Here is a 26,388-nt window from a genome sequence, read left to right on the forward strand (position 1 = left end):
GCTGCCGGAAGCGGCGATTATCCAGGTCGAACGGGCCCGCCGGTCAGCTCTCTATCGCGCGCCCCAGGTGTCGGTCAGGCGGTAGCCTTCCGGCCAGGGGTCGCTGGGATCGAGCATGTGCTGATGGGTGCCGGTGATCCAGGCACGGCCGGAGATTTCCGGCAACACGGCCGGGCGGTCGCCAACGGTGGTCGTGCCGAGGATGCGGCCGGAGAAGGTCGAGCCGATCAGCGAGACGGCTGTCAGCCGATCTTCGAGACCCATCTGCCCGCGGGCGTGCAGCACCGCCATTCGCGCCGAAAGCGCAGTCCCGGTGGGCGACCGGTCGACCTTGCCAGGCTGGATGGCAACGGCCGCACCCGCGCGCAGCCCTTCCGCGGTCCGTTCCACCGGGCCGGCGAAGAGGCAGAAGGAAAAATGCTTCCAGTCCGGATTTTCCGGGTGGTTGAAGCCGAGTGCGGCATTGGCCGCGTTCGTGATCCGCACACCGAGCCGGGCAATGTCGTGCGCCTCGTCTGGCTTAAGCGCGAAGCCCATGCTGGCCGCATCGACGATGACGAAGCTGTCGCCGCCATAGGCGGTATCGATGGTCAGCGTGCCGAGCCCCTCTACCTCGAGCCTGGCGTCCAGCCGTTCGGCGAAGCTTGGCAGGTTCTGCACGAAAATGCGCTCCGCCTTGCCGTCCCTGCATTCGGCCCGGACGCGCACGAGGCCGCCGGGAGCCTCGAGCGTGATCTCCGTCACGGGTTCCTGCATCGGGAGGATCCCGCTGTCGAGCAGCACGGTCGATACGCAGATCGAGTTGGAGCCGGACATCGGCGGCGTGTCTTCGGGCTCCATGATGATGAAGGCGGCATCCGCCTCCGGATGCTTTGGCGGCACCAGAAGGTTGACGTGGCGGAACACGCCGCCACGCGGCTCGTTCAGGACAAAATTGCGCAGCGTCTGGTCGCGCGCGATCCAGCGGCTCTGTTCCCAGATCGTGTCGCCGGGCGGCGGGGTAACGCCGCCGACGATGACGTCGCCGACTTCGCCTTCCGCATGGGCGGAAACGACATGGATGGTTTTGCTGCTGCGCATTTCTATCTCCTCAGGAAAGCCAGGCCGGAAGCTTCGCCGGTACGCGACCGGTCAGTGCGGCGGTGACGCAATCGGCAAGGCTGCCGAAGCGGACCGCGCGTCCCGAAAGACCTGGACCGTAGTGGGCATACTTGCCGGAATTCGTCATCACGGCGCGCGTCTGCGTGGGGAAGACGGGCTCGGAGATCGAGCACCAGCAAAGGTCGGGCAAGACCTGGACACCGGACGCGGCAAGCCGGCCGAGTGTGCCATCCTGCTCGGCCTTTGCGATCACGTCGTTGCCGGCCGTCACGATCACGGCGACGTCTTGCGCGCGCCTTCGCCCGGCGAGACAATCCGCAAGGTCACGACATTCCTCGAGCGAGGCGTGCGGGCTGCCGATCGCAACGAGTTCCACCTGATCCGGCCCCTCGTTCAGAAGCGACCAGGCAGCTGCCATGTCCGCGCGGGTGATGCTGACGCGGTCGGCATCTTCGGCGGCACTTGCTTCCGCTTCCGGGGTGACGCCTTCGATATGCAGCATGGGTGCTGCCGATGTGGTGCCGAACGCAGCGCAAAGAGCCTTGAGGTCGTCGCGTGAGGGGCCTCCGGCCGACAGGCCCCGAAGCAGGGGAATGCGATCCGGTGCCGCCCGCCCGGCGAGATAGCCGACCAGCGGCCAGAATGCGTCGTCGACATTTTCCGGCAGTTCCACATCGATCACACGCCGGGCCTTGCGATGGCGGTCCAGATAGACACCGGACAAAGGCGCGCGTCCCGTCAGCGCGATGCACAGGTCTAGAAAATCCGGGTGCTTCGCCGTGCGCGCGCCGAGCACGGTATTGGCGAAGATCACGGCGTTTGACTCGGCCCAGGCGATGGCTTCGCCGGCGCGCGGTGCGCTGTCGAGCAGGTAGGGAGAACAGGTGAAGGTCGGGCGACAGCCCATGCGGACATAGGCATCGGCCAGCCGTGCCGCGGGATCGCCAAAGCCGAACGGGACACCCTGAGCTTGCCAGTTTGCCCGATCGACCGAGATCGCGTTCATTGTCGTTGGAACGCGCACGCGCGCGCCGAGGTCGGCCATTTTTTCGGCGAAGGTCAGGTTGGCGGGGCTTGCATAGATGCATCCGTCGATGTGGCCCTGCGTCACGTCGATCAGCCCGGCTGCCCCCTGCTGGGCCGCCATGGCGCAGATGATCCGCATCGCCTGGCGCACTGCGACACCCTCTCCGCCCTCGAGCATGGACCGGTCGGAGTCGCTGAGGTCAAGTGCCGCAGTCGCAGGAGGCTCTACCGGAATAACCAGCCCCTCGCTCTCGATGGCCGTGGCGCCGATCCGCGCAGTCCGTGCCTGAGAAAGTGCTGCAAATGCCTCCGGTGAAAGCCGCAGGACCGGGATCGCCCGGTCGAACATCTCCGCCGCGATCAGTGCGCCGAGCGTGAGCACGTCCTCGGCTTCCGAAAACACCAGCGCCGCGGGTGATCTGCCGGTCAGGATGAGGTCGAGCAGCACGCCGGAGCCGGTGCAGGAGCCGCGGCTCGACGGCATCATGAGAATGCTGCCGGTAAGACAGACCCCGTGCAACGGATGATGCACATCGATCACCGCGCCCGTTGCCGGATCGACACCACCCCAGAAGCTCAGCGCTTCCTGCGTGCTGATCACCTCTCCCTCGGCCGTGCCGGGGAGAATGCTGCGGGCGGGTCCGGAATGGCTCATGTCAGTCGACCTTGCTTGAGTTGACGCTTTGGCCGCGGGGCGGCCTCTGTGTGGCGGAGTGTCCCGTCGCAGCGCCTCCGTCAGAAGCGCTGCGGCGAGAAGGGCGATAGATCGATGGCGGGCTTTTGTCCCGTCAGCAGCTCCGCGACCAGTCGCGCTGTTCCTGCCGACTGGGTAAGGCCGAGATGGCCGTGGCCGAAGGCATAGACGACCCTTGGCGTGGCACGGGCGCGCCCGATCGCCGGGAGGCTGTCGGGCAAGGACGGGCGAAAGCCCATCCACTGGACCCCGCCCTGCGGCTTCAGTCCCGGCAGGAAAGCCTGCGCCTTGGTCAGCATCGCCTCGGATCTGCGGAAGTTTGGCGGCAACTTCAACCCGCCGAGCTCCACCGCACCGCCCACCCGGATTCCGGTCGAGAGGCGGCTGACTACGAAACCGTGGCCACCGAACGTCACCTGGGTACGAAGATCGACGGCCTCTGCTGGCAGCGTCGTGTTGTAGCCGCGCTCGGTCTCAAGCGGAATGATGTCGCCGATTGTGCGGGCGATCCGGTGCGAGAATGCGCCTGCGGCAAGCACGACGTTTGCGGCGCGCAAGAGCCGCCCATCCGCCGTATTCACTTCGACGCCGCCGTCGAAAGGCCGCAAGGCCGCCACCTCGGCCCGCTCGATCATGCCGCCGCTGGCCTGGAAATGATCCGCCAGCGCAAGGGTGTAAAGCTTGGGATCGGCGATGGAATACCAGCCGGGGGTGAAGGTGCCGTGCGTAAAGCGCGGCGCGAGGCCCGGCTGGATCTCCGCCATGCCCGCAGCGTCGAGGTGATGGAACTCGATGCCGTGGGCGGCGCGGGCCTTCCATCCCGGAAGGGAGGCCTTGAACTCACCTTCTCCTTCATAGACCTGAAGGTTGCCGTTCTTCTGCAGCATCTTCATCGTGCCGGTCTGCGCCAGGAACGGCTCTAGTTCTGACCTGGACAGATCCATCAGCGTGGTCTGTGCCGTCGTCGACTGGGCAACACGCCGCGGCGAGCAGGCCCGCCAGAAACGGAACATCCACGGTGCGATCTGCAGGGCATAGGCCGGCGGCACCGTCAGCGGTCCCAGCGGATCGAGCAGCCACTTCGGCGCCTTCTTCAGGATGCCGGGCGATGCCAGCGGCAGGATGTCGGTGAAGGCAAACGCACCGGCATTCCCCGCCGATGCGCCCGCGGCCGGCCCCTCCCGGTCGATAACGACGACCGTCAGGCCGCGTGCTTGCGCTGCGATCGCCACGGAAAGCCCCACGACGCCGGCACCGATGACGATGACATCGGTCTGAGCCTGCTCTTTCATCATGCCCTCAGTGCGTTGCAGCCAGGAACTTCTTAGTTTCGGGATGCTGCGGCGCGTCGAAGAGCTGTTCGGGTGCTGCGATCTCGGCCATGATTCCCTGATGGAAGAAGGCGACGCGGTCGGAGACCTCGCGGGCGAACTTCATCTCGTGGGTGACGCAGATCATCGTCATGCCTTCCGACGCGAGCATCCGCAACGTATCGAGGACCTCGCCAACGAGCATCGGATCGAGCGCCGAGGTGACCTCGTCGAACAGCATGTATTCCGGCGACATCGCTAGCGCGCGGGCGATCGCCATCCGCTGCTGCTGACCCCCGGACATGCGGCTCGGATAGACCGAGAGCTTCTCGGCGAGGCCGACATGGGTCAGCTGCTTGACGGCGGTTTCCTCGGCCTCGGCCTTGGAAAGGCCGAGCACCTTGCGTGGGGCCAGCATGACGTTTTCGAGTACGGTCAGGTGCGGGAAGGCGTTCCACTGTTGGAACACGATGCCGATCTTGCGCCGCAGCTTGTTGAGGTCGGTACCGCGGGCATGGACATCGGTGCCATCGACGACGATGCGCCCGGAATCGATTGGCTCCAGTCCGTTGATGCAGGTGAGCAGGGTCGACTTGCCCGACCCCGAACCGCCGATGACGGTAAGCACCTCGCCTTTGCTGACGGTGAGGTCGATTCCCTTGAGAACCTTCAACTCGCCGAAGGATTTGTGAACGTTTTCAATCTCAATCATTGGGGGACCACCGTTTTTCGAGATACCCGCCAAGCCGGGCGATGGGGAAGCTGATGATGAAGTAGATGGCGCCGCAGATCAGCAGGATGAAAAGCGGCTCCTGCAGGCGGGTGACCAGGATCTGCGAGGCGCGCAAGAGCTCGATCAGGCCGAGCCAGAGCACGAGCGCGGAATCCTTCATGACGCCGAGCGTCAGGCCGATCCAGGAAGGCAGCGAGACGCGGGTGGCGAGCGGTGCCACGATGTAGCGCATGTCTTGCCACCAGGTCATGCCGAGCGAGCGCGCCGCACGGCGTGTGGTGGGAGGCACGGCGCCGATGCCGCCACGCACGATCTCGGTGCAGTACGCCGCAGTATAGAGCGAAAGTACGACGCAGGAGGTCGTAAACGGTGGCCAGCCGAGCTTCATGATCGACTGCAACGCATTGCCGAGCACAAGCTGGATCAGCAGCGGCACGGAGCGGAACACGTCGAGCGCAAACGTCAGCGGTGCCGACCAGTACGGTCCGCACTGGACGCGGATCAGCCCGAAGACGATCCCGAGCACGGTGCCCGCGGCCACGGAAACGGCGGTGACCATGAGCGTCATCCCTGCGCCTTGCGCGAGGAAGAGGAGGTCATTCCAGGTGAGGGCGGTGTTGAACATCTCTCACCTCTCCTTAGTAACGGAACATGCGCCAGGCGAAGGCGCGCGCAGCGAGGGTGACGGCCTTGGCAATGACGTAGTATATCACCGCGGCCAGGGCGAAGAACTCGAAGGTACGGAACGAGCGTGCATTCAGTTCCTGGGTGACGCCGGCCAGGTCGGTGTTCATGCCGACGGTGACGCCCAGCGAGGTCATCAGGATCGCCCAGACCATCTGGTTTGTTGCCGGCAGGAAGGCGATGCGCAGCATCTGCGGCATGATGATCCAGCGGAAAGCCTGCAGCGACGTCATGCCGAGCGAGCGCCCCGCGCGCGTCTGCGTATCCGGGATCGCCTTGAGCGCGCCGCGGAAGTTTTCGGCGAGATAGCCTGCATTGTTGAAGGCGATGCCGACCAGAAGCGCCGTGTACGGGCTCAGGTGAATGCCGAAATTGCCGAGCCCGAAGTGGGCCATGTAGATCTGGAACAGCGCCGGTGTGTTGCGCGCGACCTCGACCCATGTCGTGGCGAAGCCGCTGAGGATGCGGTTGCCGGACAGGCGGAACAGCGTCAGCGCGATGGCGATCGCCAGGCCGATGGCCATGGACAGGATTGCGATTTGCAGCGTGACCAGCGCGCCATCCAGCATTTGCGGCAGGGACCGCAGGGCCTGGTTCCAATGGAAGGTGTAGTTGAACATTGCTGTTTCACCCCTCGGAAACGAACAATGGCGCGAGGCAGAAGCCTCGCGCCATCGGAGAAGCGGTCAGATCAGCGATAGACGCCGTTCACCGTCAGGTCCGGCAGTTCGCCGCCAACCCACTTTTCGTAGAGTTCGGCATAACGGCCGGTGCGAACCTGCTGGTTGATGAACAGGTTGAGGTAGTTGATCAGGCCGTATTCTTCACGGTTCGTGAAGAGGGAAACGTAATCGACGTCGAACGGTGCCTTGCCGACGACCGAAATGCCGGCGAACTTGCCGGTCTTGACGTTCGCCTGAGCGACCGTCGAGGTGGAGACGGTGGCGTCGATCTGGCCCTGGCTCAGGGCGAGGAAGACGTCTGCCTGGGTCTGGTAGGGACGGAACTCGCCCGTGCCCCATTCCTTGACCTGCTTTTCGAGCGCGATGGCCTCGAAGGTGCCTGCGGTGGCGCCGACGATCTTGCCCTTCATGTCCTCGAAGGACTTGATGCCGGACTTGTCGTTAGCGGTCACCGCCATCTCGAAGGCGAAGTAGGGAACCGACATGCCCACGGTCTTGGCGCGCTCGAGCGTGTCGGAGGTGGAGGCGACGCCGACATCGACGCGGCCGGACATCAGCGCGGGAATACGCTCGGGGAACGGGGTCTCGACGATTTCGGCGGTGACGCCGAGGGCCTTTGCCAGATCGTTGCAGTAGTCTACGTCGAAGCCGATCGGGTTGTTGCTTTCATCGCGCGATCCCATCGGCGGGAAGTCGAGAACGACGGCGCAGCGCAGCGTACCCGATGCGATGATGTCGTCCAGCTTGTCGGCGTGGGCCTGGCTGGTCAGGGCGGTTGCGGCCAGCAGGCCGAGGGCGATCACCGAGGCTTTCATTTTTCACTCTCCCAGAGTTGGTCTGTCAATTCATGCGATCACACTATTCCGCTTTGCTGAGCACAAATCAATTCAAAAATACAAGTAGTATACAAAAAGTATTCTATAAACGCGCAACTGCCTGAAAATGAACGAGGGCTCCCCTTGTGGGAAGCCCTCGCATATTAGGCCCGGGACCGGAATCAGGCGAGGAAATCCTCGGGCAGAAGCCCTTCCGGCATGTTCTGGTACGAGACCGGGCGCAGGAAGCGGCGGATCGACATCGTTCCCACGCTCGTGGCGCCGAAATTGGTCGATGCCGGATACGGGCCGCCGTGAACCATGGAATCGACAACCTCGACGCCGGTCGGGAAGCCGTTGACCAGCACGCGGCCGGCCTTGCGCTCCAGAACCGGGCGCAGACGGCGTGCGTCTTCAAGGTCGCCGGCGTCCATATGAATGGTCGCCGTCAACTGGCCTTCGAAGCCGCGGGCGAGCGTCTCCATCTCGTCGACCGAGGAAACGCGAACGACGAGACCGAGCGGCCCGAACACCTCTTCGCCAAGCGCATGGTCGGCCAGGAACTGGTCGCCCGTCGTCTCGAACAGGTTCGGCGAAGCGGACCGATCGGTCGACTTCGTGGTCAGCAGCGGCTTCACGGCGTTACGGGTGGAGAACCTCTCCTGCCCGTCACGGTAGGCCTGGGCGATGCCATCGGTCAGCATGGTCTGCGGGGCGACCTTGCCAAGTGCCTCCACGGTTGCCGCGGTGAAACGGTCCGCGTCGGCGCCATCGAGAACGACAGCGATGCCGGGATTGGTGCAGAACTGGCCTGCGCCCATGGTCAGCGAACCGGCCCAGCCCTGGCCCAGCGTCTCGGCGCGTGCCTTCATCGCTTCAGGCAGAAGGAACATCGGATTGACGGATCCGAGTTCGCCGAAGAAGGGGATCGGCTCCGGGCGCGCGGCGCAGAGGTCGAAGAGGGCGCGACCGCCGGCGAGCGAGCCGGTGAAGCCGACCGCCTTGATCAGCGGGTGCTGGACGACGGCGTGACCGACGTCGCGCTTGCCGCCCTGGATGAGCGAAAAGACGCCCGGGTGTACGCCCGTCTTGCGAATGGCGGCCTCGATGGCCTGGGCAACGATCTCGCCGGTACCGGGATGGGCGGAGTGGCCCTTCACGACCACGGGGCAGCCGGCGGCAAGGGCCGCGGCGGTATCGCCGCCAGCGGTCGAGAACGCGAGCGGGAAGTTCGACGCGCCGAAGACGGCCACAGGGCCGATCGGACGCTGAACCAGACGGATTTCCTGGCGCGGGGCCGGCTGACGATCGGGAAGTGCCGCATCGAAGCGACGGTCGAGGTAATCGCCCTTCTCGATGTGGTCGGCGAACAGGCGCAACTGCCCCGTCGTGCGGCCACGCTCGCCCTGAAGGCGCGCTTCCGGAAGGCCGGTCTCCTGGCTACCGATTTCGGTGATTTCCTCAGCGCGTGCCTCGATCTCGTCGGCGATCGCGCGCAGGAAGGCGGCGCGCTCGGCGCGCGTGGAGTAGCCATAGCTCCAGAAGGCTTCCTCGGCCGCTTCGCAGGCGCGGTTCACGAGATCCACGGTGCCGACGGCGAACGGATAGGAGGGGCCGTGCGCGGGTGCGGAATCGAAGGTTCCCGCGCCGTCGAGCCATTCGCCAGCGACGAGATGTTTTCCTTTGGGGGTGAAGACCATTATGCCGATCCTTTCTTGGGTACCCGGGTGCACTTGAGCGAGAATCGTATCAAAGCCGAATTGCACGCGTCAGAAGTTTGTATACTCTATGTATGCAGAACATCAACCATCCTGCCCTCCCCGGTCAGGTTCCAGCCAGTAGAGGCAAATGATGAGCGAGACAACCAAAATGACGATCTCGGCGTTGCAGGCGCGCGTCGAGGCGATCTTCTGCAAGGCCGGCCTGAATGCCGTGCAAGCCGGGGCACTGGCCAGGGTGATCGTCGCTGGCGAGCGCGACGCCTGCAAGTCGCATGGCGTCTATCGGATCGAGGGCGCGTTGCGCACCGTGAAGGCGGGCAAGGTGAAGGCGGATGCCATTCCCGAACTCGTCGAGCAGGCGGGGTCGGCCATCGTGCGGGTCAATGCGAATGGTGGCTTTGCGAACCCCGCCTTCGAACTCGGCGTACCCGTCCTTGCGGAGCGGGCGCGCAGTTGCGGCCTGGCGGCGCTTGTGGTCAACGACTGCACGCATTTCTCGGCGCTCTGGCCCGAAGTGGAGGCGTTGACCGACCAGGGCCTGGCCGGGCTCGTAATGTGCCCGAGCTATGCGACGGTTGCGCCCACGGGCGGCAACAAGCCGCTGCTGGGTACCAACCCCTTCGCATTCGGCTGGCCGCGCCCGGGAAAGTCTCCCTACGTGTTCGATTTCGCGACCTCGGTTGCCGCGCGCGGCGAGATCGAGCTGCATCGTCGCGCCGGCAAGCAACTGCCTGAAGGCTGGGCGATCGACGCGGACGGCAATCCGACGACCGAGCCGGAGGCCGCGCTTGCCGGCGCCATGCTGCCTTTCGGCGGCCATAAGGGGTCTGCGATCGGCACCATGATCGAGCTTCTGGCGGGCATCATGATCGGCGACCTGACCAGCCCCGAAGTTCTCGACTATCTCGGCACCACGACGCTTGCACCGTTCCACGGCGAATTGATTCTGGCCTTCTCGCCGGAAGCCTTCGCCGCCGGCCGGCCGGGTGATCCCTTCGGGCGCGCCGAAGTGCTGTTCGAGGCCATCGTCGGCCAAGGCGCGCGGCTACCCTCGCAGCGCCGTTACGTCGCACGCGCGAAATCCGAGAGCGACGGCATCGAACTGACGGCGGCAGAAATGGCGCAGCTCGAACGCCTGGAGGCGCTCGGGCTTGATGCGGTCGCCTGAACACAAGGAGGGGCGGCAACGCCCCTCCCCTTCGGTCCGCGCCGGCAAAAGAAAAGGCCCTCGCGAAGGAGGGCCTCGTCAGGAGATCAAAGTCTGGACAGCGCTCAGGCCTTGTACGTCTGTACGGCGCCCGGCAGCTTGCTCCACTCGGCGTACCAGGTGTCGAACAGCTTGAGCTGCGCCTCGACATAGCCGCGCTGGCTGTCGGAGAGGACGTCGGTCTCGTTGAAGTGCAGCGTGTATTCCTTGTCGCCCTTTAGCACCATCATGTGCTTGAAGTAGAGAACGAGGTCCGGGCCTTCATCGAAGGAGGAGAGGACGGCAAGCGCCGATTCCAGTTCCAGCGCGCGCTGGCGGGCATCCGGGTCGCCCTTAGCGGCAGCCTGGGCCAGGTTGCACATGTGGATGACTTCCTTCGGCAGCACGCAGCCGATGCCGGTGATGGCGCCGACGGCGCCGCAATCGACGAAGCCGGTGAAGACGCAGGTGTCGACGCCGATCATCAGCGAGACGCCGTCATCACGGCTGGTGATGTTTTCGGCCGCATAGCGCATGTCGGCAGCGCCGCCGAATTCCTTGAAGCCGACAAGGTTCGGATGTTCGGCGCGCAGCGCGAAGAAGAGGTCAGCGCGGGTGGCGAAGCCGTAGTAGGGGCTGTTGTAGATGACGGCCGGCAGGTCAGGGGCGGCCGAGAGGATCGCCTTGAAGTGGTTCTTCTGGGCGGCCACGACCGAGCCGCGGGACAGAACGCGCGGGATGACCATCAGACCCTGCGCGCCGACCTTCTGGGCATGCGCGGCGTGGGCTACGGCGGAGGCGGTGTTGACGGCGCCGGTGCCGACGATGACCGGAACACCGGCCTTCACCAGACGTTCCACGCCTTCCATGCGCTGTGCGTCGGTCAGGAGCGGCCAGTCACCCATCGAGCCGCAGTAGACGACGGCGGACATGCCCTTCTCGATCAGTTCCTTGCCCTTGCGCACCAGCGCGTCGAAGTCGGGCGTGCGGTCGTCCTTGCAGGGGGTCATCAGGGCGGGAATGACACCGGAAAAAATCTTGGCCTTCACGTCTGTCTCCTTTCGGCCGTTCTAAGTCGGGCAGGCGGCCGGCACGGTGCACGTAGCCTCCCCACTATCTAGAGCGGTTTTACCATTCTGTATTTTATTTGTCGACAAGAAAAATACAAACTGTCACAGGCTGATGTCGAGCCTGCCATCGCGGCTGAAAAGTTTCTGGACCTGCAGCACGATCTGTTCGGCGTGCGCCTTGCCGATCCGGTCCGCAGCCTCCACGTCCCGGGCCTCGATCGCGGCGATGATTTCGGCATGTTCTTCCACGAAGCGCTGCGGGAATTGCTCTTCGTAGGACTGGTAGTAGAGACGCAGGATGCGCCGGGCCTCGTCGAGGAGCCGGCGGAAGAGACCGGTAAAATAGGGATTGCGGCCGGCATCCGCGATCGCGGCATGGAAGGCGGCGTTCGTGGCGATCATCGCGAGCGTGTCGCGGGATTGGACCGCGGCCGCATAGTCCTCGTGAAAGCCGCGAATAATCACCAGGTCCTCGGGGCGATGGTACTGCGCGGCCAGACGCGTGGTGACGCGATACATCAGCACCAGGGCATCGAAGAGCGTGTTGAGGTTGAGGAAATCGATGTTGGACACCATGGTCGAGCGGTTCGGCAGGGTCTCGATCAATCCCTCGCCCGAAAGCCGGACCAGCGCTTCGCGGATCGGAGTGCGCGACATTCCAAACCTTTCCGCCAGTTGAACCTCGTCGATCGGGCTGCCCGGAGGCAGAACGAGATCCAGAATTTCGTCACGCAGAAGGTCGTAAACCATCTTCACGCCGGAGCCGCGTTTGCGTTCGGGAGCGGTGGCAGTATCGGTATCAGTCATCGGCAATCCTCTTGTCGACAAAAGAAATACTTTTATGAAACAGTCGGATCAACCGTTTCAAAAGACAATAACGACCGCAATAGGCATTTTTCCGTAGAGACCGCTTTTCGGATGTCGATTTGGCCCAGTCCCACATGGCGGCGTTTTGTCCTCACGGGCTCATCCGGGCAGTTACCGGCCGATCTCCAGCTCAACCAACACCGGCAGATGGTTCGATCCGAATTCGGGGCCGGTTCGCCACGATCGCAGGGCGACGCCGGGCGAGACGGTGACGTGATCAATCGGAGCGCCGATGAAGAGATAGCTGCGCAGCCGGAGACTAAAGCGTGTGATTGCCGGCAGCAGCGTGCGAGCCGTCGACACCAGAGCGCTATCGCGGAGGAAATTGCGAAAGTAGGGAGACCAGAGCGGCGTGTTCCAGTCTCCGGCGACAATGATGTCGGACGTTTTCGGATCGTTGCGGATCGAATCGGCCGTCAGGGCGAGGTAGTCGTTTCGGTCGTGCCATTGCCGTAGCGTCCGCGGCGTATCGGGGTGGATGGCGTAGAGCACGAGCGGTCGCGCACCCGTGTCTATCGTCAGACGAAGCGGCTGTTTGAGGCGCCGCCCCTTCACGGACGTGGGCGTCAGCGATGTTTCGCTCAGGATCGGACGCCTGGAGAAAACCTTCATATGGTCGCGGGCCGGCAGGATGCGACTGCTTTCATATGGGAAGAGGCCGGACGTCACGATCGCGTCCTGCCAGGCGCCCGTCGTTTCCTGCAGCACGACGATGTCCGGGTTTTCGCTGCGCAGGAAGGCGACGAACTCGGCGGGCGGCCGCGCGTTCTCCACGAAGAGATTGGCGGTGACGATCTTGAGATTTGTCGGCCCGCTCGCCTCCGTTGCTGTCGGCAGCGCATAGATCGGCCAGGCGGAAATGGCGATCCCCGCGACCGCGATCGCGATCAGGACGGGCCGTCGCGTCCACAGCGTGAGAATCAGGATAGCCAGACCCGTGGCGAGGACGTAGCTCCAGGCGAAGGTCAGCAGGTCCGCCGGCCAGAACTGGTACGACAACAAGCCGACGAGAAGGGCAATGGCGGCGAAGGCCAGGACGGCAAGGCCGATCAGCCGTTTGACGATCGCGGCTATGTGGAGGCGACGTCGGAAGGCGGCCATCTATTTCTGTCTCCGGGAGGCGCTGCAAAGGGATGCCAGGGCGTGTGATCGACATGGCCGAGGTCGGTGTTCACCTATCGCGGTAGTCGGCGATGTGCAATCGCGTTTACCGTGCAGGTCGCATTTGGAGGGCGTCGCTCCTGCACCTATCTTCGGAGGCTATTCAAATAGATGGGAACTTAGATCTCGCCTCTTTCGGTCGTCACTGCGACTTTGCCAGCCGCACCCGCAGCGACTGGATGATGCGACCGGCAATGGCCTCGTAGTCGCCGTCGAAGTGGTGGCCGCCATCGATGCCGATGGATTCCACACCCTTGGCCGCGAGCATCGGGCAAGGATCCTGGTCTTCCTCCTTGCCGTAGATGCATTGCACCAGGCGAGGGTCGATCTTGCCGATGTCCTCCACCGGGTCGCCGGACTGCGCCGCTCCGGCAACACCGAGCCAGCCTTCGACGGAAACCTCGTAGTCCACCTGCCGTGACAGGGCAAGGAGAGTGATCTGAGGCACGCGCGCCTTGTCCTTCTGCGACAGCAGGGTATAGGTGCGGGGGAGGACATCCGCCCCGAACGAGTAGCCGACGAGCAGGACATGCTTGGCGCCCCACTTCATGCGATAGGTGTCGATGATGCGGGCAAGATCGTCGGCCGTTTCCTGTGGCTGGCGTTCGGACCAGAAATAGCGCAGCGAATCGATGCCGATCACGGGAATGCCATGCGCCTGCAACACCCCGCCGATCTGCCTGTCGATGTCGCGCCATCCCCCGTCACCAGAATAGATGATCGCCATGGTGTCGAACTTCGGCTCGGAATCGAGCACGGTGATCGGCAGGCCGAGCGGGTCGTCGTCGGGGCCGGAGGCGTCGATGCGGTCTTCCAGCACCTGCGCCAGCGTTTGCTTCGCACTCTTTCCGGAATCGCCAATGTCGATATCGGGATGGCCGGTTGCTAGCGCGGTGGCGTGATTGCGCCCGGCAGCGGGCGCTGTACCGGAAAAACGGATCGAAACGGGCGCCGGGAGCTCGCCATCGACGAAGCCGTAGACGGTGCGGCCATCAATCGTCTCCTTCGAGGCCGGCGTGCACAGCTGCTTTTCCAATGGGATGCCAGCCAGCGGATCGACTGCAATCGCCTCGCCGAGGGTGGCGGCCGGACTCTGCGAGATCATTGCCAGCGCCAGTGCCCCACCCTCCCCGATACCGGCAACGATCGGCGGCTTGTAGCTTGTGGCTGCGGCTGAGCGCTGAACCTGATGGGCCAGCGCTTCGACGTCCGAGATCATGTAGACGCAGCTGCCGTCGTCGGCGCGCAACGCCTTCAGATACTGGGGGAAGTCGATGCCGACGACTGCCGCCCCCTTGGCCGTCAGCGCTTCGGCCTCGGCTTGCTCATCGCCGCCCCAGCCGCCAGCATCCGAAATCAGAAAGACGATGGCGCGCAGTTCGCCGTCGGGGATCAGAATGTGGTCGCCAGGGATCGTGCCCGTGTCGAAGCTGTTCTGCTGCGCTACTACGGGCAGCGAGAGCGCGGCGAACGCCAAGGCGGCAACAACGGACCGAAACATGGATTTCATTTCCCGAGCACTCCCTTAACGCCGCCGCTGATGAGGAACGTCGCATCCATCAAGGCCAGCGCGGCGCCTGTGCCGTTCGACACTGCCAGATAACGCGGCTCCCAGCGTGGATGGAACTTGGACTTGAAGGCGCGCAATCCTTTGAAATTGTAGTAGCGCTCACCATGTTCGAACAGGGCGCCGCCCACGCGGTCCCAGACCGGCGCGGCATCGCGGCGCGCCATGCCGGAGAGCGGCGCCATTCCGAGATTGAAGCTTCGGTATCCGGCGTCCCTCAGGTGCTCCAGAATCGATACGAAGAGGAAATCCATCGTGCCGTTGGGCGCTTGCGCGGCAAAGCGCATCAGGTCCACCGTCGCCTCGGCCATGGTGTCGGTCAGCATCAATGTTGCGAAAGCGACGATGTCGCCGTCCTTGCGCACCACCGCAACCGGTTGCGACATGACGTAGCTTCGATCGAAGGCCCCGAGTGAGAAACGCTTCTCGCGCGTGTTGTGATGGGCGAGCCAGGCATCGGACACAGCCTGCAGTTCGTCGATGACGGTCGGGACTTCGAATGTGTCCACGAGCGAAAAGACGAGCCCGTCGCGCGCGCCGCGGTTGTATGACTGGCGAAGGCCTGCGAGCTTGCTGCCCTTCAGCTCGAAATGCACCAGGTCGACGGTTGCGATTTCTCCGAGCTTGAAGGCGCGCAGGCCCGCATCGGCGCAATAGGACAGCACGGAGGGAGAAATCTGGTAGAACGCCGCGCGTCCGCCGCCCGCGCGGGCGGCTTCCACGAACTGCCAGACCAGTTCGGCGAAGTCTTCCTTCGCGCCGATCGGATCGCCAAGGGCGATCCATGAGCGGCCGTGGATTCCATACATGATGAAGGCGCTGCCCGAGTGCGAGAACATCACATGCTTGTCGCCCATCCGCACGAGATTGGCATCGGCGACATCCTGCTGCCGGACGACGTCGATGGCGCGGACGATGTCGACCATCTCCGAAGGCTGCGGACGCCGGGCGACTGGCCGCAGCAGGCTGAAGATGGCCACCGCGGAAGCCCCGATCGACAGGCCGAGCAGCGCGCGAAGACCGCGTGGCGCCTCCTCGGAGAATTCGAACTGCCACCAGAGCTGGTGGGTATATTCCGTATCGCGATAGATGAAGAGCAGAATGACGAAGGCGGCGACGATGATGACGGCGATCGCCGCCAGCCATGATGGCCCGAGCGCCTGGCGAAAGAGCGAGGCATGCCGGTCGAAGCTTCTCACGTTGAACACAAGAGCGACGATGAAGAGCCCAAGCAGGCCCGCCTCGAAGACTGCGATCGCCTTGAGGAACGCCATAACGAAGGCGGCGCAAGCACACAAGAGCGCCACCCACCACGCACCATCGAGGCGCTGAGCGAGACCGCGCGACGTCACCAGCAGGCCGAGGCCTAGCAGGCTGGACAGGAAGTGTGCCGCCTCGACCAGCGGCAACGGCAGAAGCCCTTCGAGGAAATCGAGATCCGCATCCGGCGTCGGCACGACGCTGGAGAAAATCAACATGGCGCCCAGCAGCAGCGCAAAGGTGGAAATCAGCGCAGGCGAAAGCCTTGCGGCGATCTGACCGACTTCGGCAACGCCGGGCCGGGCTGCAAGCTGGCGCGTTTCGGTCACAAGCATGACGACGACCGCAAGCAAAAGCGGCAGAACATAATAGACCAGCCGGTAAAGCACGAGGCTGCCGAGAAGCTGGTCGAGGCTGATGGCGTTGGAGAGGCCCGCCATCATGATGGCCTCGAAGACGCCGAGACCCGCCGGAACATGGCTCAGCACGCCGATCGCGACGGCGGTCGCGTAGATGGCGAGGAAAACCGGCCAGCTGACATGCGTCTGCGGGAGGAGGACGTAGAGAACTGAAGCCGAGGCCGCGATGTCGAAGGCAGTCACCAGGAACTGCCGGGACGCGGTGCGGCTGTCGGGCAGACGCAGGGTGAAGCCATTGAATTGCAGCGTTCGGCCGTTGCGGCCGATGAAGAATACTGCCGCCATCAGAGCGATCACAGCGAGGGCGCCCGCGCGCAGCCAGAACGGGCCGACGCCTATCGTGTGGGAAACCTGCGGTGCGACGGCAAGCGTGGAAAGCGCGCTGACGAGCAGCAGCCCGAGACCGAACGACAGCGTCACGAAGGCGATGACGCGGGCGATTTCACCGGGTGTCAGCCACAGCCGCGAATAGGCACGGAAGCGGATGGCGCCGCCGCTTAGCGGCCCGAAGCCGACGGTGTTGCCGACCGCATAGGCCATGAACGCGCTGACGGCCACGGATGCAAACGAGGCCTTACGGCCGATGTATTCGAGCGCATTGACATCGTAGAAGATGAGACTCGCGAAGCTCAGCGCCGTGAAAAACACCGCCAGCGCCAGCGCGCTCCAAGGGGTGCCCTCCAGAGCGGCGATCACATCCGCGTAGCGCACTTCTGCGCTCAGGTGATAGATTGCCAAGGCCATGAGGCCGAAGACCAGGATCACGCTGGCAGCGGTGATATAGACCCGGTAGGTGAGGAGAAATTGACGGGCGCTGCCGCCGGAAGGTTCATTTGCAGACGGGCTTTCGCTTGTCATTCCTTCACATCTCGCATCCCTGCAAACGGTTCGTGCTGCAACGCAAGGTATGGCTCGCAAATCGGCCGTCAAGCGCAACGCAGCTCCGGTGAGCAGCTTTTCCGGATGAATGGAGCCATGATCTTGGCAGATCTGAGGCAGTTCCGACTGATGCCGACTGGGGGTTTAGCGTGCCTGCGTGTCGATCAGTCGGCATGGCGACCACAGGAGCGGAAGGAGTTCACGCGGGCATCGCGCGAAAGATAGCCCTTTGCCCGTTTTCGGCGAAGCGTGGCGAGAAACGAGACGATCGCTTCATGCTCGTCATCGAACAGCTCGAGACACTCCCGTCCGCGACAGCCGATCCGTCCCCATCTGCGCGACAGCGCATAGCCGCCGAAGAGGTTCGGCTCGATCGACATGGCGTAGAAGCGGGCCATGTTCTTCTGAGGATCGCGTCGGTAGAGCATTGCGCGGCAGGTGTGTGGCATGCGCGCAGAATCGCTTTCGATACGCATGCTGTCCAATGAGAGTTCTGAATCGATCCGAGCCGAACGATTCACGACGATGATGGATCGTCGCCGCTGACTCGCCAGCATCCGCTCCTTCATTGCCCGCCGCCGCAAGGCGACCATGCTCCTCAACGTGGAGGACGCGGCGGGGTGAAGGGACGGGCCGCCGTCAGGCCTGGTCGCTCAGCAGAAGCTGCGTCAATCTTTCGCGTGTGAGCGGCAGGTCGCGCACACGCATGCCCAGGGCGTGCGAGACGGCGTTGCCGATCGCCGCGGAAACAGGCCCCTGCGCGGCCTCGCCCGCGCCGAGCGGCGCCTCGTTCTCATCGATGATGAACCGCGTTTCGATCTCCGGGACATCGGAAAAGCGCAAGATCGGATAGTTCGACCAATTGAGCGGCAGGACGCGGCCTTCCGCGACGGGCACGGATTCGAGCAGTGTCCAGCTCGCGGACTGGAGGGCGCCGCCCTCGATCTGGGCGCGGGCGCCTTGCGGATTTATGAGGCGTCCGGCATCGACGCAGAGCCACAATCTCTCGATCCGCACGGCCTCGTCTACGGTGACCTCGGCGACGGCGGCGAGCCATGCGCCCTTGTTCTTGTAGCGGGCCACGCCGACGCCACGCCCATGTCCCTCCCCGCCTGCATCGCCCGGCCGCCACCCGCTCATCGCGGCAACCTCGTTCAAGACAGCGCGGCAGCGATTGTCCTTCAGGTGGCGGAGGCGGAAGGCGATTGGGTCCAGACCGGCGATCACGGCCAGTTCGTCCATCGCGCATTCGATGGCAAAAACATTCAGATGCGCGCCGAGCGATCGGAGCGACGAGGTGCGGATCGGACTGCGGGTATCGAGCGAGACGCTGACTTCATGGTCGGGAAAATCATAGAGCGCCGTCGCGTTGCGCGATGCGCCGCCGCCCGCCAGTTCCGGCAAGTCTTCCACCTGACGAGGAGCGGTGGCCGGATCCAGCGCCTCCGCCGAACTCAGATTGGCATAGCCACCGGTTCCCGGCCGCTGTGCCTGTGGTGCGCTGACGACCGACAGCTTCCACGCCGAGACGCTTCCATCGCTGCCAAGTGCTGCTTCGATTTCGGTCGCCATCGCAGCTCCAAGCGGCCCACGGCTGAGTTCATCGACGCGCGACCACTGCACGCGAACGGGCGTTCCCTTCAATTCGCAGGCGACGATCGCAGCATCGAGGGCCGCATCGTCGGCCCCGTTGTGGCCGTAGCATCCGGCACCGGGCACATGGATGACGCGGACGTTTGAAGGGTGAAGACCCAGGCAGGCTGCGATCTGGTCGCGCAGGGCGAAAACACCCTGGGAATGGGACCACACCGTCAGCCGATCGTCGACGAAATGCGCAAGCGCGCAGCTGGGACCGATCGAGCCGTGCGCGATGTAGCCGCGAGAATAGCGCGCGCGGATGGCGGAATTTGTCGCGGGGTGACCGGTCTGTACTTTCCTGACCTCCGTGCGTACCGCGGCCGGCGCATTCGCAGCAGACTTTCGCCCGGGATCCGGCGTCCATTCGACGAAGGCCTCGGCTTCGTCATGGGCGGCATGGACGCAATATTCGTCTGCTCCCACAAATGCCAGAAAGTCGACCTTCTGAAGGATGGCAACCTTGGGGTGGCGTCGGGCGAAGCGTTCGCGGTCGATCGAGGCCAGCCGCGCCAGTCGAAATGGCTGGCGGACGATCCGGGCGTGCCGCATGCCATCGAAGGCCATGTCGTGAATAAATCCGCCGGCTGTAAGCCGCTGCAGGACGTCGCCGCGCCGCGCACTGGTTCCGGCGATGCGATAATCCCGCGAAGGGCGTACGGTCGTCCGGATATCGATCGTCTCGGTCCAGTCGACCTCGGGCGCGAGCGTCCAGAAATCCAGCCCGATATCGGTCCCGTCCACGCGCAGCAGGCCGTCGTGGCAGGAAATCTCTTCCGGCCGGTGCCCGCTGCGGGTCGCGGCAACTCGAAGCAATGCCCGCCGGCTCTGGGCTGCAACCAGTCGCAGAGCTGCGCCGCTGACCTCGATCGACTGGCTGCCTGCGGTGAAGCCCTCATTGGGGGAAAGCAGAGTGTCAGCCGGCAAAACCTCGACGCGCTCAAGCGCGACTTCCAGTTCCTCAGCGACAATCTGCGCCAGCGCGACCAAAATTCCCTGACCCAGTTCGACCTTGCCGGTGCGAACCTGTACCTTTCCCGGCGCTGCGAACGATATCCAGCGGCCGAGCTGCGGCGTATCCTGCAGGCTTCTGGGCAACGACGGCCCACTCATGCCCCAGGCTTCCCGAGCATCCCCGCGGCGCGCTCCACGGCGCGCAGGATCGGGATATGCGCACCGCAACGGCAGAGATGGCCATCCAGCACCTCTATGATGCGGGCGCGCGAGGGGTTGATCTCACGGGTGAGGAGGGCGAACGCGCTCATCATGATCCCGGCGAGGCAGTAGCCGCACTGCCCTGCCTGCTCCAGTTCGAACGCGCTCAACAGCGCGGCTCCGATCGGATCGCCAGCAATCGCTTCGGGCGTGACGACGGTCCGCCCGTCCAGCGCGGACGCCGGCAGGGCGCAGCTGTGACGCGCCTCGCCGTCGATCAACACCATGCAGGCGCCGCACTGTTCAAGGCCGCAGCCGAAACGGACGGCCGTGAGGCCGAGACGGTTGCGCAGCGTAAAGAGCAGTGGCTCGTCCGCCTCCAGCGCAACGTCACTGTCGTTGATCCGGCATCGGGGCTGACCGTCCGTGGCGTGGCTTCCATCGGTCATCGGGGCTGCGGTCCAGCGGAACGCTTGAAACTGTCCGCCAGCCAGTCTGCGACCATCGGCCGGTAGAGCCAGGGGATGTTGTTGCAGACGTGGTTGCCGCCCGGCAACACGTGCAAATCGGCACCATTACGGCAGAAGCGCGCGCAGGCCTCGGCTTCGGCAGGTGGAAATATCCTGTCGCGGCCACCGTGGACAATGAGCGCCGTTGCTCCGGGAGCGTCAACGCCCTTGAGCGTGAAGGCCGTCGCGCGCTGAGGCACGTCTTTGCTTCCCAGCGAAAAGTGCATGTTGTCGCGATAGACCTGCGGCAGCTCCGGCCAGAACCCGCCGAGGTCGAAGAAGCCGTTGATCGAGACGACGCCCTGGATGTGGGCGAGGTGCGCCGAGGCGCGAAGCGCCAGGAACCCGCCGAAGGCCATGCCGACGAGACCAACCTGCCCGGAAAGCTCGCTCCGCCCGCTGACGGCATCGAGTGCCGCATGGATCGCCGGCGCCACGTCCGGCCGCAGTGGCCCGTGCGAACGTCCCTCGCCTTGCCCCGGTCCGTCGAGCGAAAGCGTGGCGATGCCGCGTGCGTGAAAATGGCGCTCGAAGGCGGGGAATTCTTCCTTGGTCGAGTCCGAGCCGGGCAGGATGACGGCAAGCGGGCGTGGGGCTGTTCCCGCCGGCATACGGAGCGCCGCGCGCAGGTAACCGTCCTCGAACGGAATGTCGATGATCTCGCCCGGAGGATCGAGGAGCGGCAGGGCGCGGCGGTAGAGTTCCACCTTTCGCGCAGCGGCAGCAGCTTTGGCGGCGAGGTCGTCGAAGGCCATGAACTGACCGAAGTGGTAGAAGAGGCTGGCGCGCGCATAGGCCTCGCCCGCGGTGAGCTCATGCCCGTCCGCCAGTGCGGCGGCCGCGATCTGTGCATGCCGGTCGCCCTCCGCACACCAGGCAGGCAGCCAGTTGGCCCAAATGCCTGCTTGCTCGATGACGGCACGAGCGGTGGCGGAGGGAATGCCGGCAACCTCGATGCGGGGCAGCCAGTGCTCCACGACGCTAAGCAGCCTGTTTTCGACCTGGTCCACGTTTCATCTCCTGCTGCGTCCATTCCAGTCATTTCTGGGCAACCGACAGCAGCAAGTTGCCGGCGGCAGGCCTGGGGAAATAGCGGTCCGACGGTGAGTACAGATCGCCCCGGGGGCCGGCCGGCCGCGGCGCGTCCGCCTATGTCGGCATCGCCAGCAGGATCGAGGCGGGTGCGTTCGTCCGGTTCACGAGCGCACGCGCCTCACCCGGTGCCAGTCGGCAGCTATCGAGGAAACCGAGTGTGACGCTTTCCGTCGGCGTCTCGATCGTCACCTCGCCGCCGACCACGATGTAGATCTTCTCCACCGCCGCATCCTTCAGGGAGGTCCGGCCGCCCGGGAGGAGATGCGACAGTCCGATCCAGATCCTATCCGTTTGCGTGGCTTCCTTTCCCTGCAGGCGCAGGCAGCGCATGTCGTAGTGCTCCGGGGCTTCGTAGGGTCTGGCATCCGCGTAGCGCGTCACCTGCATCCCGCCGTCCTCAAGGCTTCAGCAGCACGCGGTCCGGCGTGCCGCGCAGGACCGAGGCATAGGCCGTGGCTGCATCGGCAAGGCCGTAGCAAGTGGCCTGATTGATCGGGAACGGCTTCAGCTTGCCCTCCTCGAACTTCGGCCTCAGCTTGTCGAAGATGCGAGCGCCATCCACCGAGGACAGGGCCAGCGTGTCGATGCCGATGTATTTGTGCCGGCCGCGGAAGAAGTTGAAGATGTCGAACGGCACGGCGCGGTCGAAGGTGGAAATGAAGATCTGGCGCGCCTGCTTGGCCATGGCGTTGTTGGCGATCTCGAAATAGGGGCTGCCGACCGTATTGAAGACGATGTCCGCGCCGTGCCCGCCGGTCATCTCCCTGACGATGGCGGCCACGTCCTGGGTAGCGCTGTTGAGCATCTCCACCGGCCCGCTTCTGTGCGCCATCAGCGGTTGCTCGTTGTACTCGACGGCGAACACGGTGGCACCTGCAAGGGTCGCAAGCTGGATGGCGGCCTGCCCGACCTTGCCGTTGCCGCCGCAGACCAGGACCACATCGGTCGGCTGTACGCCGCCGGCCTCGCGCAGGCCTTCGTAGGCGGTGATGAATGGAACGCCGATCGACCCGGCCTCCTCCATCGTGAAGTTCTTCGGCTTGGCGCGCACCGCCTTCTGGTCCAGCACCATCCACTTGCCGTGGCTGCCATCCTGGCTGATCCCCAGTTCGCCGCCGCCGCCCCAGATTTCCATGCCGATCATGTGGGACGGTCCCTCGCGGACGATTCCGCCGAAGTCGCGTCCGGGCGTGCGCGGCCAGACGGCGTGCGGCATATGCCCGAGCGATGCCTTGACGTCGCTCGGGTTGACGCCGGCGGCGACGATCTCCACGAGCACCTGGCCCGGGCCATGCCGCGGCACGGCAATATCGACGACGTCGATCAGGAGGTTGTCCAGATCGGGGGATTTTTGCGATACGCGCAGCGCCTTGCCCGCTTTCGTGTCCACCTGGATGTTCATGTCATTTCTCCCTGGAATTCTGAGTATGGATCTAGGCCGGCAGCCCGAGTATCGCGCGTGCCTGCGACGGGTCGGCGATCGTCGCACCCAGCTTTTCGATCAGGTCGCGCGCCCGCTCGACCAGTTCGCCATTCCCCTTGGCGAGCACGCCCTTGGACAGGTACGAATTGTCTTCCAGCCCCACGCGTACATGGCCGCCGAGCAGGTAGGACTGCACCGCCATCGGAAAGGACATGCGGCCAACGCCGAAACCGGTCCAGACGGAAGGTTGCGGCAACAGGCGGGCGGCGAGCGCCATCACTTCAGGGGTGGCGGGGAAGCCGTATTTCACGCCGGTGACGATGTTGTAGAGCGTCGGCGCCTTCAGCGTTCCAGCCTTGAGCATATCGTGGGCGAGCTGGATATGGCCGGTGTCGAACACCTCCAGTTCCGGCTTCGAGCCGGCATCGTAGATCATGTCCGCCATGATCTTGACGTTGCCGGGCGTGTTGATGACGACCTCGTTGCCGAAGGTCATGGTGTTCAGGTCGAGCGTTGCGATATCCGGCTTGAGTTCGAGAATATGCTCGACACGCTTTTCGGGACGCATCAGGGTTGTGCGTGGCCCGGCCACCGCCGGGTTCTCTTCGCTCGGATGGTAGCGGCCGCCCGGCCCGGTCGTGATGTTCAGGATCAGCGCGTCGTTCTTCGCGCGGATGCGCTCCATCACCTCGCGATAGTATTTCAGCTCCATCGAAGGCTTTCCGGTCTCGGGATCGCGTACGTGGATATGGGCGATCGCCGCACCCGCGTCGGCGGCCTCCAGGCAGGCATTGGCGATTTCTTCCGGGGTGACCGGCAGGTCCGGATGGTGCTCCCGGGTGGTGAGATTGCCGGTGACGGCACAGGTTATGATGACATTCGGCTGCATTCAAAGATGCCTTCCTCCGTCGACGACGATGCGTTCGCCGGTCGAGAACTTCAGGTGAGTGGCGCAGGCCAGAATGGCGCGGGCGACATCGGTTGGGCTGGTGATCCGCCTGAGCGGGGTCGTTGCGGCGACCTTGTCGTTGAACTCCTTGCCGCGGCCGGGCACGAACTGCGTGTCGACCGCACCGGGCGAGACCGACAGCACCCGGATCTCCGGCGCCAGCGCCCGGCCCAGCGAATTGGCCATGATGTCGAGTGCTGCCTTGGCGCCGCAATAGGCGACGTTGGAGCCGATGCCGGTGAAGGCGGCGATCGAGGAGACGTTCACGACGAGCCCATCGCCGCTTGCTTTCAACATCGGCGCAAAGGCGCGGATGGTGGCGAAGACGCCGCGGAAATTATTGACAAAGATCGCATCGATCAGTTCGTCCGTCAGCGCGTCGAGGTCAGCGTGGGCCACCGGCTTGGTGATGCCGGCCGTGTTGACGAGGATATCGGTCCCATTGGCGCGCGTCTGCACCGCGTCGCGGAAGGCGTCGATGCTCGCCGTGTCCTCGATCTGGATGGGCAGCGCGAAATGGCCGTCGCCCGAAAGCGCTGCCACGATCTCCTCGGCCCGGTCTCGGCCGTGGCGATATCCGACGACGACGCGCGCGCCGGCCTGTGCAATCTCCATGCAGGTCTGTCGGCCGATGCCGCCGGACCCGCCGACGACGACGGCAACCTTGCCTGCAATCGGTCTGATCGGCTGCTCGGCCACGGCTTACCCCTTCTTTCCGCTGATCGGCGGCACCGGAAAGCACGGCGTCCCTTGGACCAGCTTGAACTCGTAGTGACAGGTGTAGAAAGGCGTCGCTGCGCCGGGGTAACCGGGGTGCGGCTCGTCGTGCCGGACGAACTCCCCGACGATCTGCCGCTTCGCCCCGAAGACCACGTCGTTGACCAGCGCATCGTGCGTGTCGGCGAAGATCTGCGTGATGAGCGTCTTGTGGGCCGGCGCGGAGACGATGAAATGAATATGGGCGGGACGCATCGGGGTGCGATGCTGGGCCTGCAGCAGGTCGCCGACCGGGCCGTCTGTTGGGACCGGATAGCCGGCGGGCTTGACCGAGACGAAATGGAATCGGCCTTCGGCGTCTGTCCTGAACTTGCCGCGCAGGTTGAAGTCGTCCTGGCTCTCGTCCTGGTTCTCGTAGAGACCGACGGGCGAGGCCTGCCAGACATCCAGGGTAGCGCCTTCGATCGGCGCGCCATCGACGCCGACCACGCGGCCGCTGAAGTAAAGGCCGGCGCCGGGTGTTTCGGAGCGCGCGATGCAGTCGCCTAATTGGCATTGCGGCGCCGCGCCACGGTAGAAGGGCCCGAGCAGCGCCGACATCGTCTCGCCCTGCATGCCGTCATTGTTGATCAGGTCGATCAAGGTGGAAATGCCGATCGCATCCGCCGCAAGCACTACCTCGTTGTGGAACTCGTTGGTCCGATGGCCGAGCTCGGCGATCCAGCGCAGACCGTATTCGAACTCCGCCTCCGTCGGGCGCGTCTCGATGACGAACTGGTGCAGGTGCGTGACGAGCGACGTCATCAGTTGCTTCAGCCGCGGATCAGTCGTTGCCGCCATCGCCCGCAGCACGGTCGGGGTGACGTCTTCCACCCTGGAGATGAGCTTCTGTTCGACGCTGATATGGTTCATGGTCATGCTCCCACCGCGACAGCGGGTCTTGAGTGTTCGTCGTTACCGGCCCGTGCCAGCGCCTGTTTCAGGTGCGGATACTTCTCCGTCAGCAGCGAGCCTTCGTAGTAGGTCTTGCGGAAGGCATCCGTCGCCCGGGTGCGCTCTAGCCAGCGGGCGATCGCCGGATACGAATGCCACATGTGGCCGAGGTTGATGTCGGCCATGCGCACGACCACCGGCATGATCGCAACGTCGACGAGCGTGTGGGCTTCGCCCATCACCCAGGGTCCGCCGCTTTCCGAGAGCCAGCTCGCCATCCGGTCGATGCCGCGCTGCAATCGGCCGAGCGCCTCGTCCATCTCGGTCTGCGGAAAGCCGGTCCGGCCCATCTTCATCAAAAATTCGCGGCGCAATGGCTTGCTGTCACAGAGCGCCTGGAACTCCGTTTCGCTCATCGCCTGGAAATGCGGAAGGAAGGCGAGATTGTAGGACGGTACGCGAACCGCGGGCGTCGGCACTTCGTCGATGAAGCGCATCATGGCCCGCATCCGCGCGACCTGCAGCGGGTCGGCGGGGCGCATCGGCGCCTCGCCGGGCAGAATGTCCTCCAGGTATTCGAGGATAACGGCGGAATCGATCACCGGATTGCCGTCATGCACGAGCGCCGGAACCACGCCGTTCGGATTGATCGCCAGATACTCGGGCCGAAGCTGGTCGCCACGGAAGAGATCGAGTTTTTCTTCCTCGAACGCCAGCCCCTTGGCGTGCAGGGCATAGCGCACGCGCTGGCTGCAGGTCGACTGCGGTGCGTTGAAAAGCTTGAAGGTGGCCATGC

General features: G+C 64.5%; 24 protein-coding genes. 1 reads left to right on the plus strand and 23 read right to left on the minus strand.

Going from position 1 to position 26,388, the window contains the following annotated elements:
* Window positions 1-51: 51 nt before the first annotated feature.
* From CRO48_RS24310 to CRO48_RS24345, 8 genes are all read right to left on the minus strand, one after another.
* Window positions 52-1,080, minus strand: coding sequence for a trans-3-hydroxy-L-proline dehydratase (locus tag CRO48_RS24310; RefSeq protein WP_097142357.1), 1,029 nt, complete (start codon window positions 1,078-1,080; stop codon window positions 52-54).
* A gap of 10 nt (window positions 1,081-1,090) precedes the next feature.
* Window positions 1,091-2,782: a cis-3-hydroxy-L-proline dehydratase gene (lhpI, locus tag CRO48_RS24315; protein ID WP_097142358.1), complete on the minus strand. Its 1,692-nt coding sequence runs from the start codon at window positions 2,780-2,782 to the stop codon at window positions 1,091-1,093.
* An 80-nt stretch (window positions 2,783-2,862) separates the two neighbouring features.
* Window positions 2,863-4,113 carry an NAD(P)/FAD-dependent oxidoreductase gene (locus CRO48_RS24320; RefSeq protein ID WP_097142359.1) on the minus strand — a complete coding sequence of 417 codons (1,251 nt, stop codon included), beginning with the start codon at window positions 4,111-4,113 and terminating at the stop codon, window positions 2,863-2,865.
* Window positions 4,114-4,120: 7 nt separating this feature from the next.
* A complete protein-coding gene (locus CRO48_RS24325; protein ID WP_097142360.1) occupies window positions 4,121-4,843 on the minus strand; it encodes an amino acid ABC transporter ATP-binding protein in 723 nt (240 codons plus the stop codon).
* Window positions 4,836-5,489 carry an amino acid ABC transporter permease gene (locus tag CRO48_RS24330; protein WP_097142361.1) on the minus strand — a complete coding sequence of 218 codons (654 nt, stop codon included), beginning with the start codon at window positions 5,487-5,489 and terminating at the stop codon, window positions 4,836-4,838. The genes CRO48_RS24325 and CRO48_RS24330 overlap by 8 nt, the downstream gene beginning before the upstream one ends.
* Before the next feature lie 13 nt (window positions 5,490-5,502).
* Window positions 5,503-6,168 carry an amino acid ABC transporter permease gene (locus CRO48_RS24335; protein ID WP_097142362.1) on the minus strand — a complete coding sequence of 222 codons (666 nt, stop codon included), beginning with the start codon at window positions 6,166-6,168 and terminating at the stop codon, window positions 5,503-5,505.
* 71 nt (window positions 6,169-6,239) lie between these two features.
* The gene (locus CRO48_RS24340; RefSeq protein WP_097142363.1) at window positions 6,240-7,046 is read right to left on the minus strand and encodes an ABC transporter substrate-binding protein; all 807 of its coding nucleotides are present in this window, start codon (window positions 7,044-7,046) and stop codon (window positions 6,240-6,242) included.
* A gap of 182 nt (window positions 7,047-7,228) precedes the next feature.
* Complete coding sequence (locus CRO48_RS24345) at window positions 7,229-8,746, minus strand: aldehyde dehydrogenase (NADP(+)) (protein WP_097142364.1); 1,518 nt, start codon at window positions 8,744-8,746, stop codon at window positions 7,229-7,231.
* 151 nt (window positions 8,747-8,897) lie between these two features.
* Between CRO48_RS24345 and CRO48_RS24350 the strand changes: the two genes are divergently transcribed.
* Window positions 8,898-9,935 (plus strand): Ldh family oxidoreductase, encoded by a 1,038-nt coding sequence (locus CRO48_RS24350; RefSeq protein ID WP_097142365.1) that lies wholly within the window; start codon window positions 8,898-8,900, stop codon window positions 9,933-9,935.
* Window positions 9,936-10,039: 104 nt separating this feature from the next.
* Here CRO48_RS24350 and CRO48_RS24355 read toward each other — a convergent pair whose 3' ends face one another.
* From CRO48_RS24355 to CRO48_RS24425, 15 genes are all read right to left on the minus strand, one after another.
* Window positions 10,040-11,002: a dihydrodipicolinate synthase family protein gene (locus tag CRO48_RS24355; protein ID WP_097142366.1), complete on the minus strand. Its 963-nt coding sequence runs from the start codon at window positions 11,000-11,002 to the stop codon at window positions 10,040-10,042.
* 123 nt (window positions 11,003-11,125) lie between these two features.
* Window positions 11,126-11,830 (minus strand): GntR family transcriptional regulator, encoded by a 705-nt coding sequence (locus tag CRO48_RS24360; RefSeq protein WP_097142367.1) that lies wholly within the window; start codon window positions 11,828-11,830, stop codon window positions 11,126-11,128.
* 171 nt (window positions 11,831-12,001) lie between these two features.
* Window positions 12,002-12,991, minus strand: a complete 990-nt coding sequence (locus tag CRO48_RS24365) for an endonuclease/exonuclease/phosphatase family protein (protein ID WP_097142368.1) — start codon at window positions 12,989-12,991, stop codon at window positions 12,002-12,004.
* A gap of 202 nt (window positions 12,992-13,193) precedes the next feature.
* Window positions 13,194-14,552: a virulence factor family protein gene (locus tag CRO48_RS24370; RefSeq protein WP_097142369.1), complete on the minus strand. Its 1,359-nt coding sequence runs from the start codon at window positions 14,550-14,552 to the stop codon at window positions 13,194-13,196.
* 5 nt (window positions 14,553-14,557) lie between these two features.
* On the minus strand, window positions 14,558-17,155 hold the full coding sequence (gene mprF / locus CRO48_RS24375; RefSeq protein ID WP_097142370.1) for a bifunctional lysylphosphatidylglycerol flippase/synthetase MprF: 2,598 nt from the start codon (window positions 17,153-17,155) through the stop codon (window positions 14,558-14,560).
* A gap of 185 nt (window positions 17,156-17,340) precedes the next feature.
* Window positions 17,341-17,625, minus strand: coding sequence for a WGR domain-containing protein (locus CRO48_RS24380; RefSeq protein ID WP_097142411.1), 285 nt, complete (start codon window positions 17,623-17,625; stop codon window positions 17,341-17,343).
* Window positions 17,626-17,815: 190 nt separating this feature from the next.
* Window positions 17,816-19,924, minus strand: a complete 2,109-nt coding sequence (locus tag CRO48_RS24385) for a xanthine dehydrogenase family protein molybdopterin-binding subunit (protein WP_097142371.1) — start codon at window positions 19,922-19,924, stop codon at window positions 17,816-17,818.
* Window positions 19,921-20,415, minus strand: a complete 495-nt coding sequence (locus tag CRO48_RS24390) for a (2Fe-2S)-binding protein (protein ID WP_097142372.1) — start codon at window positions 20,413-20,415, stop codon at window positions 19,921-19,923. The genes CRO48_RS24385 and CRO48_RS24390 overlap by 4 nt, the downstream gene beginning before the upstream one ends.
* Window positions 20,412-21,485 carry an alpha/beta hydrolase family protein gene (locus CRO48_RS24395; protein ID WP_097142373.1) on the minus strand — a complete coding sequence of 358 codons (1,074 nt, stop codon included), beginning with the start codon at window positions 21,483-21,485 and terminating at the stop codon, window positions 20,412-20,414. The genes CRO48_RS24390 and CRO48_RS24395 overlap by 4 nt, the downstream gene beginning before the upstream one ends.
* Before the next feature lie 139 nt (window positions 21,486-21,624).
* Window positions 21,625-21,957 (minus strand): cupin domain-containing protein, encoded by a 333-nt coding sequence (locus tag CRO48_RS24400; protein WP_097142374.1) that lies wholly within the window; start codon window positions 21,955-21,957, stop codon window positions 21,625-21,627.
* A 10-nt stretch (window positions 21,958-21,967) separates the two neighbouring features.
* A complete protein-coding gene (locus tag CRO48_RS24405; protein ID WP_097142375.1) occupies window positions 21,968-22,972 on the minus strand; it encodes a quinone oxidoreductase family protein in 1,005 nt (334 codons plus the stop codon).
* Between the two features lie 31 nt (window positions 22,973-23,003).
* The gene (locus CRO48_RS24410) at window positions 23,004-23,882 is read right to left on the minus strand and encodes a BKACE family enzyme (RefSeq protein ID WP_097142376.1); all 879 of its coding nucleotides are present in this window, start codon (window positions 23,880-23,882) and stop codon (window positions 23,004-23,006) included.
* The gene (locus tag CRO48_RS24415) at window positions 23,883-24,641 is read right to left on the minus strand and encodes an SDR family NAD(P)-dependent oxidoreductase (RefSeq protein WP_097142377.1); all 759 of its coding nucleotides are present in this window, start codon (window positions 24,639-24,641) and stop codon (window positions 23,883-23,885) included. It lies immediately after the preceding gene.
* A 3-nt stretch (window positions 24,642-24,644) separates the two neighbouring features.
* A complete protein-coding gene (locus CRO48_RS24420) occupies window positions 24,645-25,571 on the minus strand; it encodes a dioxygenase family protein (RefSeq protein WP_210202023.1) in 927 nt (308 codons plus the stop codon).
* A 2-nt stretch (window positions 25,572-25,573) separates the two neighbouring features.
* Window positions 25,574-26,386 carry a glutathione S-transferase family protein gene (locus tag CRO48_RS24425; RefSeq protein ID WP_097142379.1) on the minus strand — a complete coding sequence of 271 codons (813 nt, stop codon included), beginning with the start codon at window positions 26,384-26,386 and terminating at the stop codon, window positions 25,574-25,576.
* Between the last annotated feature and the right edge of the window lie 2 nt (window positions 26,387-26,388).

The organism is Rhizobium subbaraonis (genome assembly GCF_900220975.1).
Classification (GTDB): domain Bacteria; phylum Pseudomonadota; class Alphaproteobacteria; order Rhizobiales; family Rhizobiaceae; genus Mycoplana; species Mycoplana subbaraonis.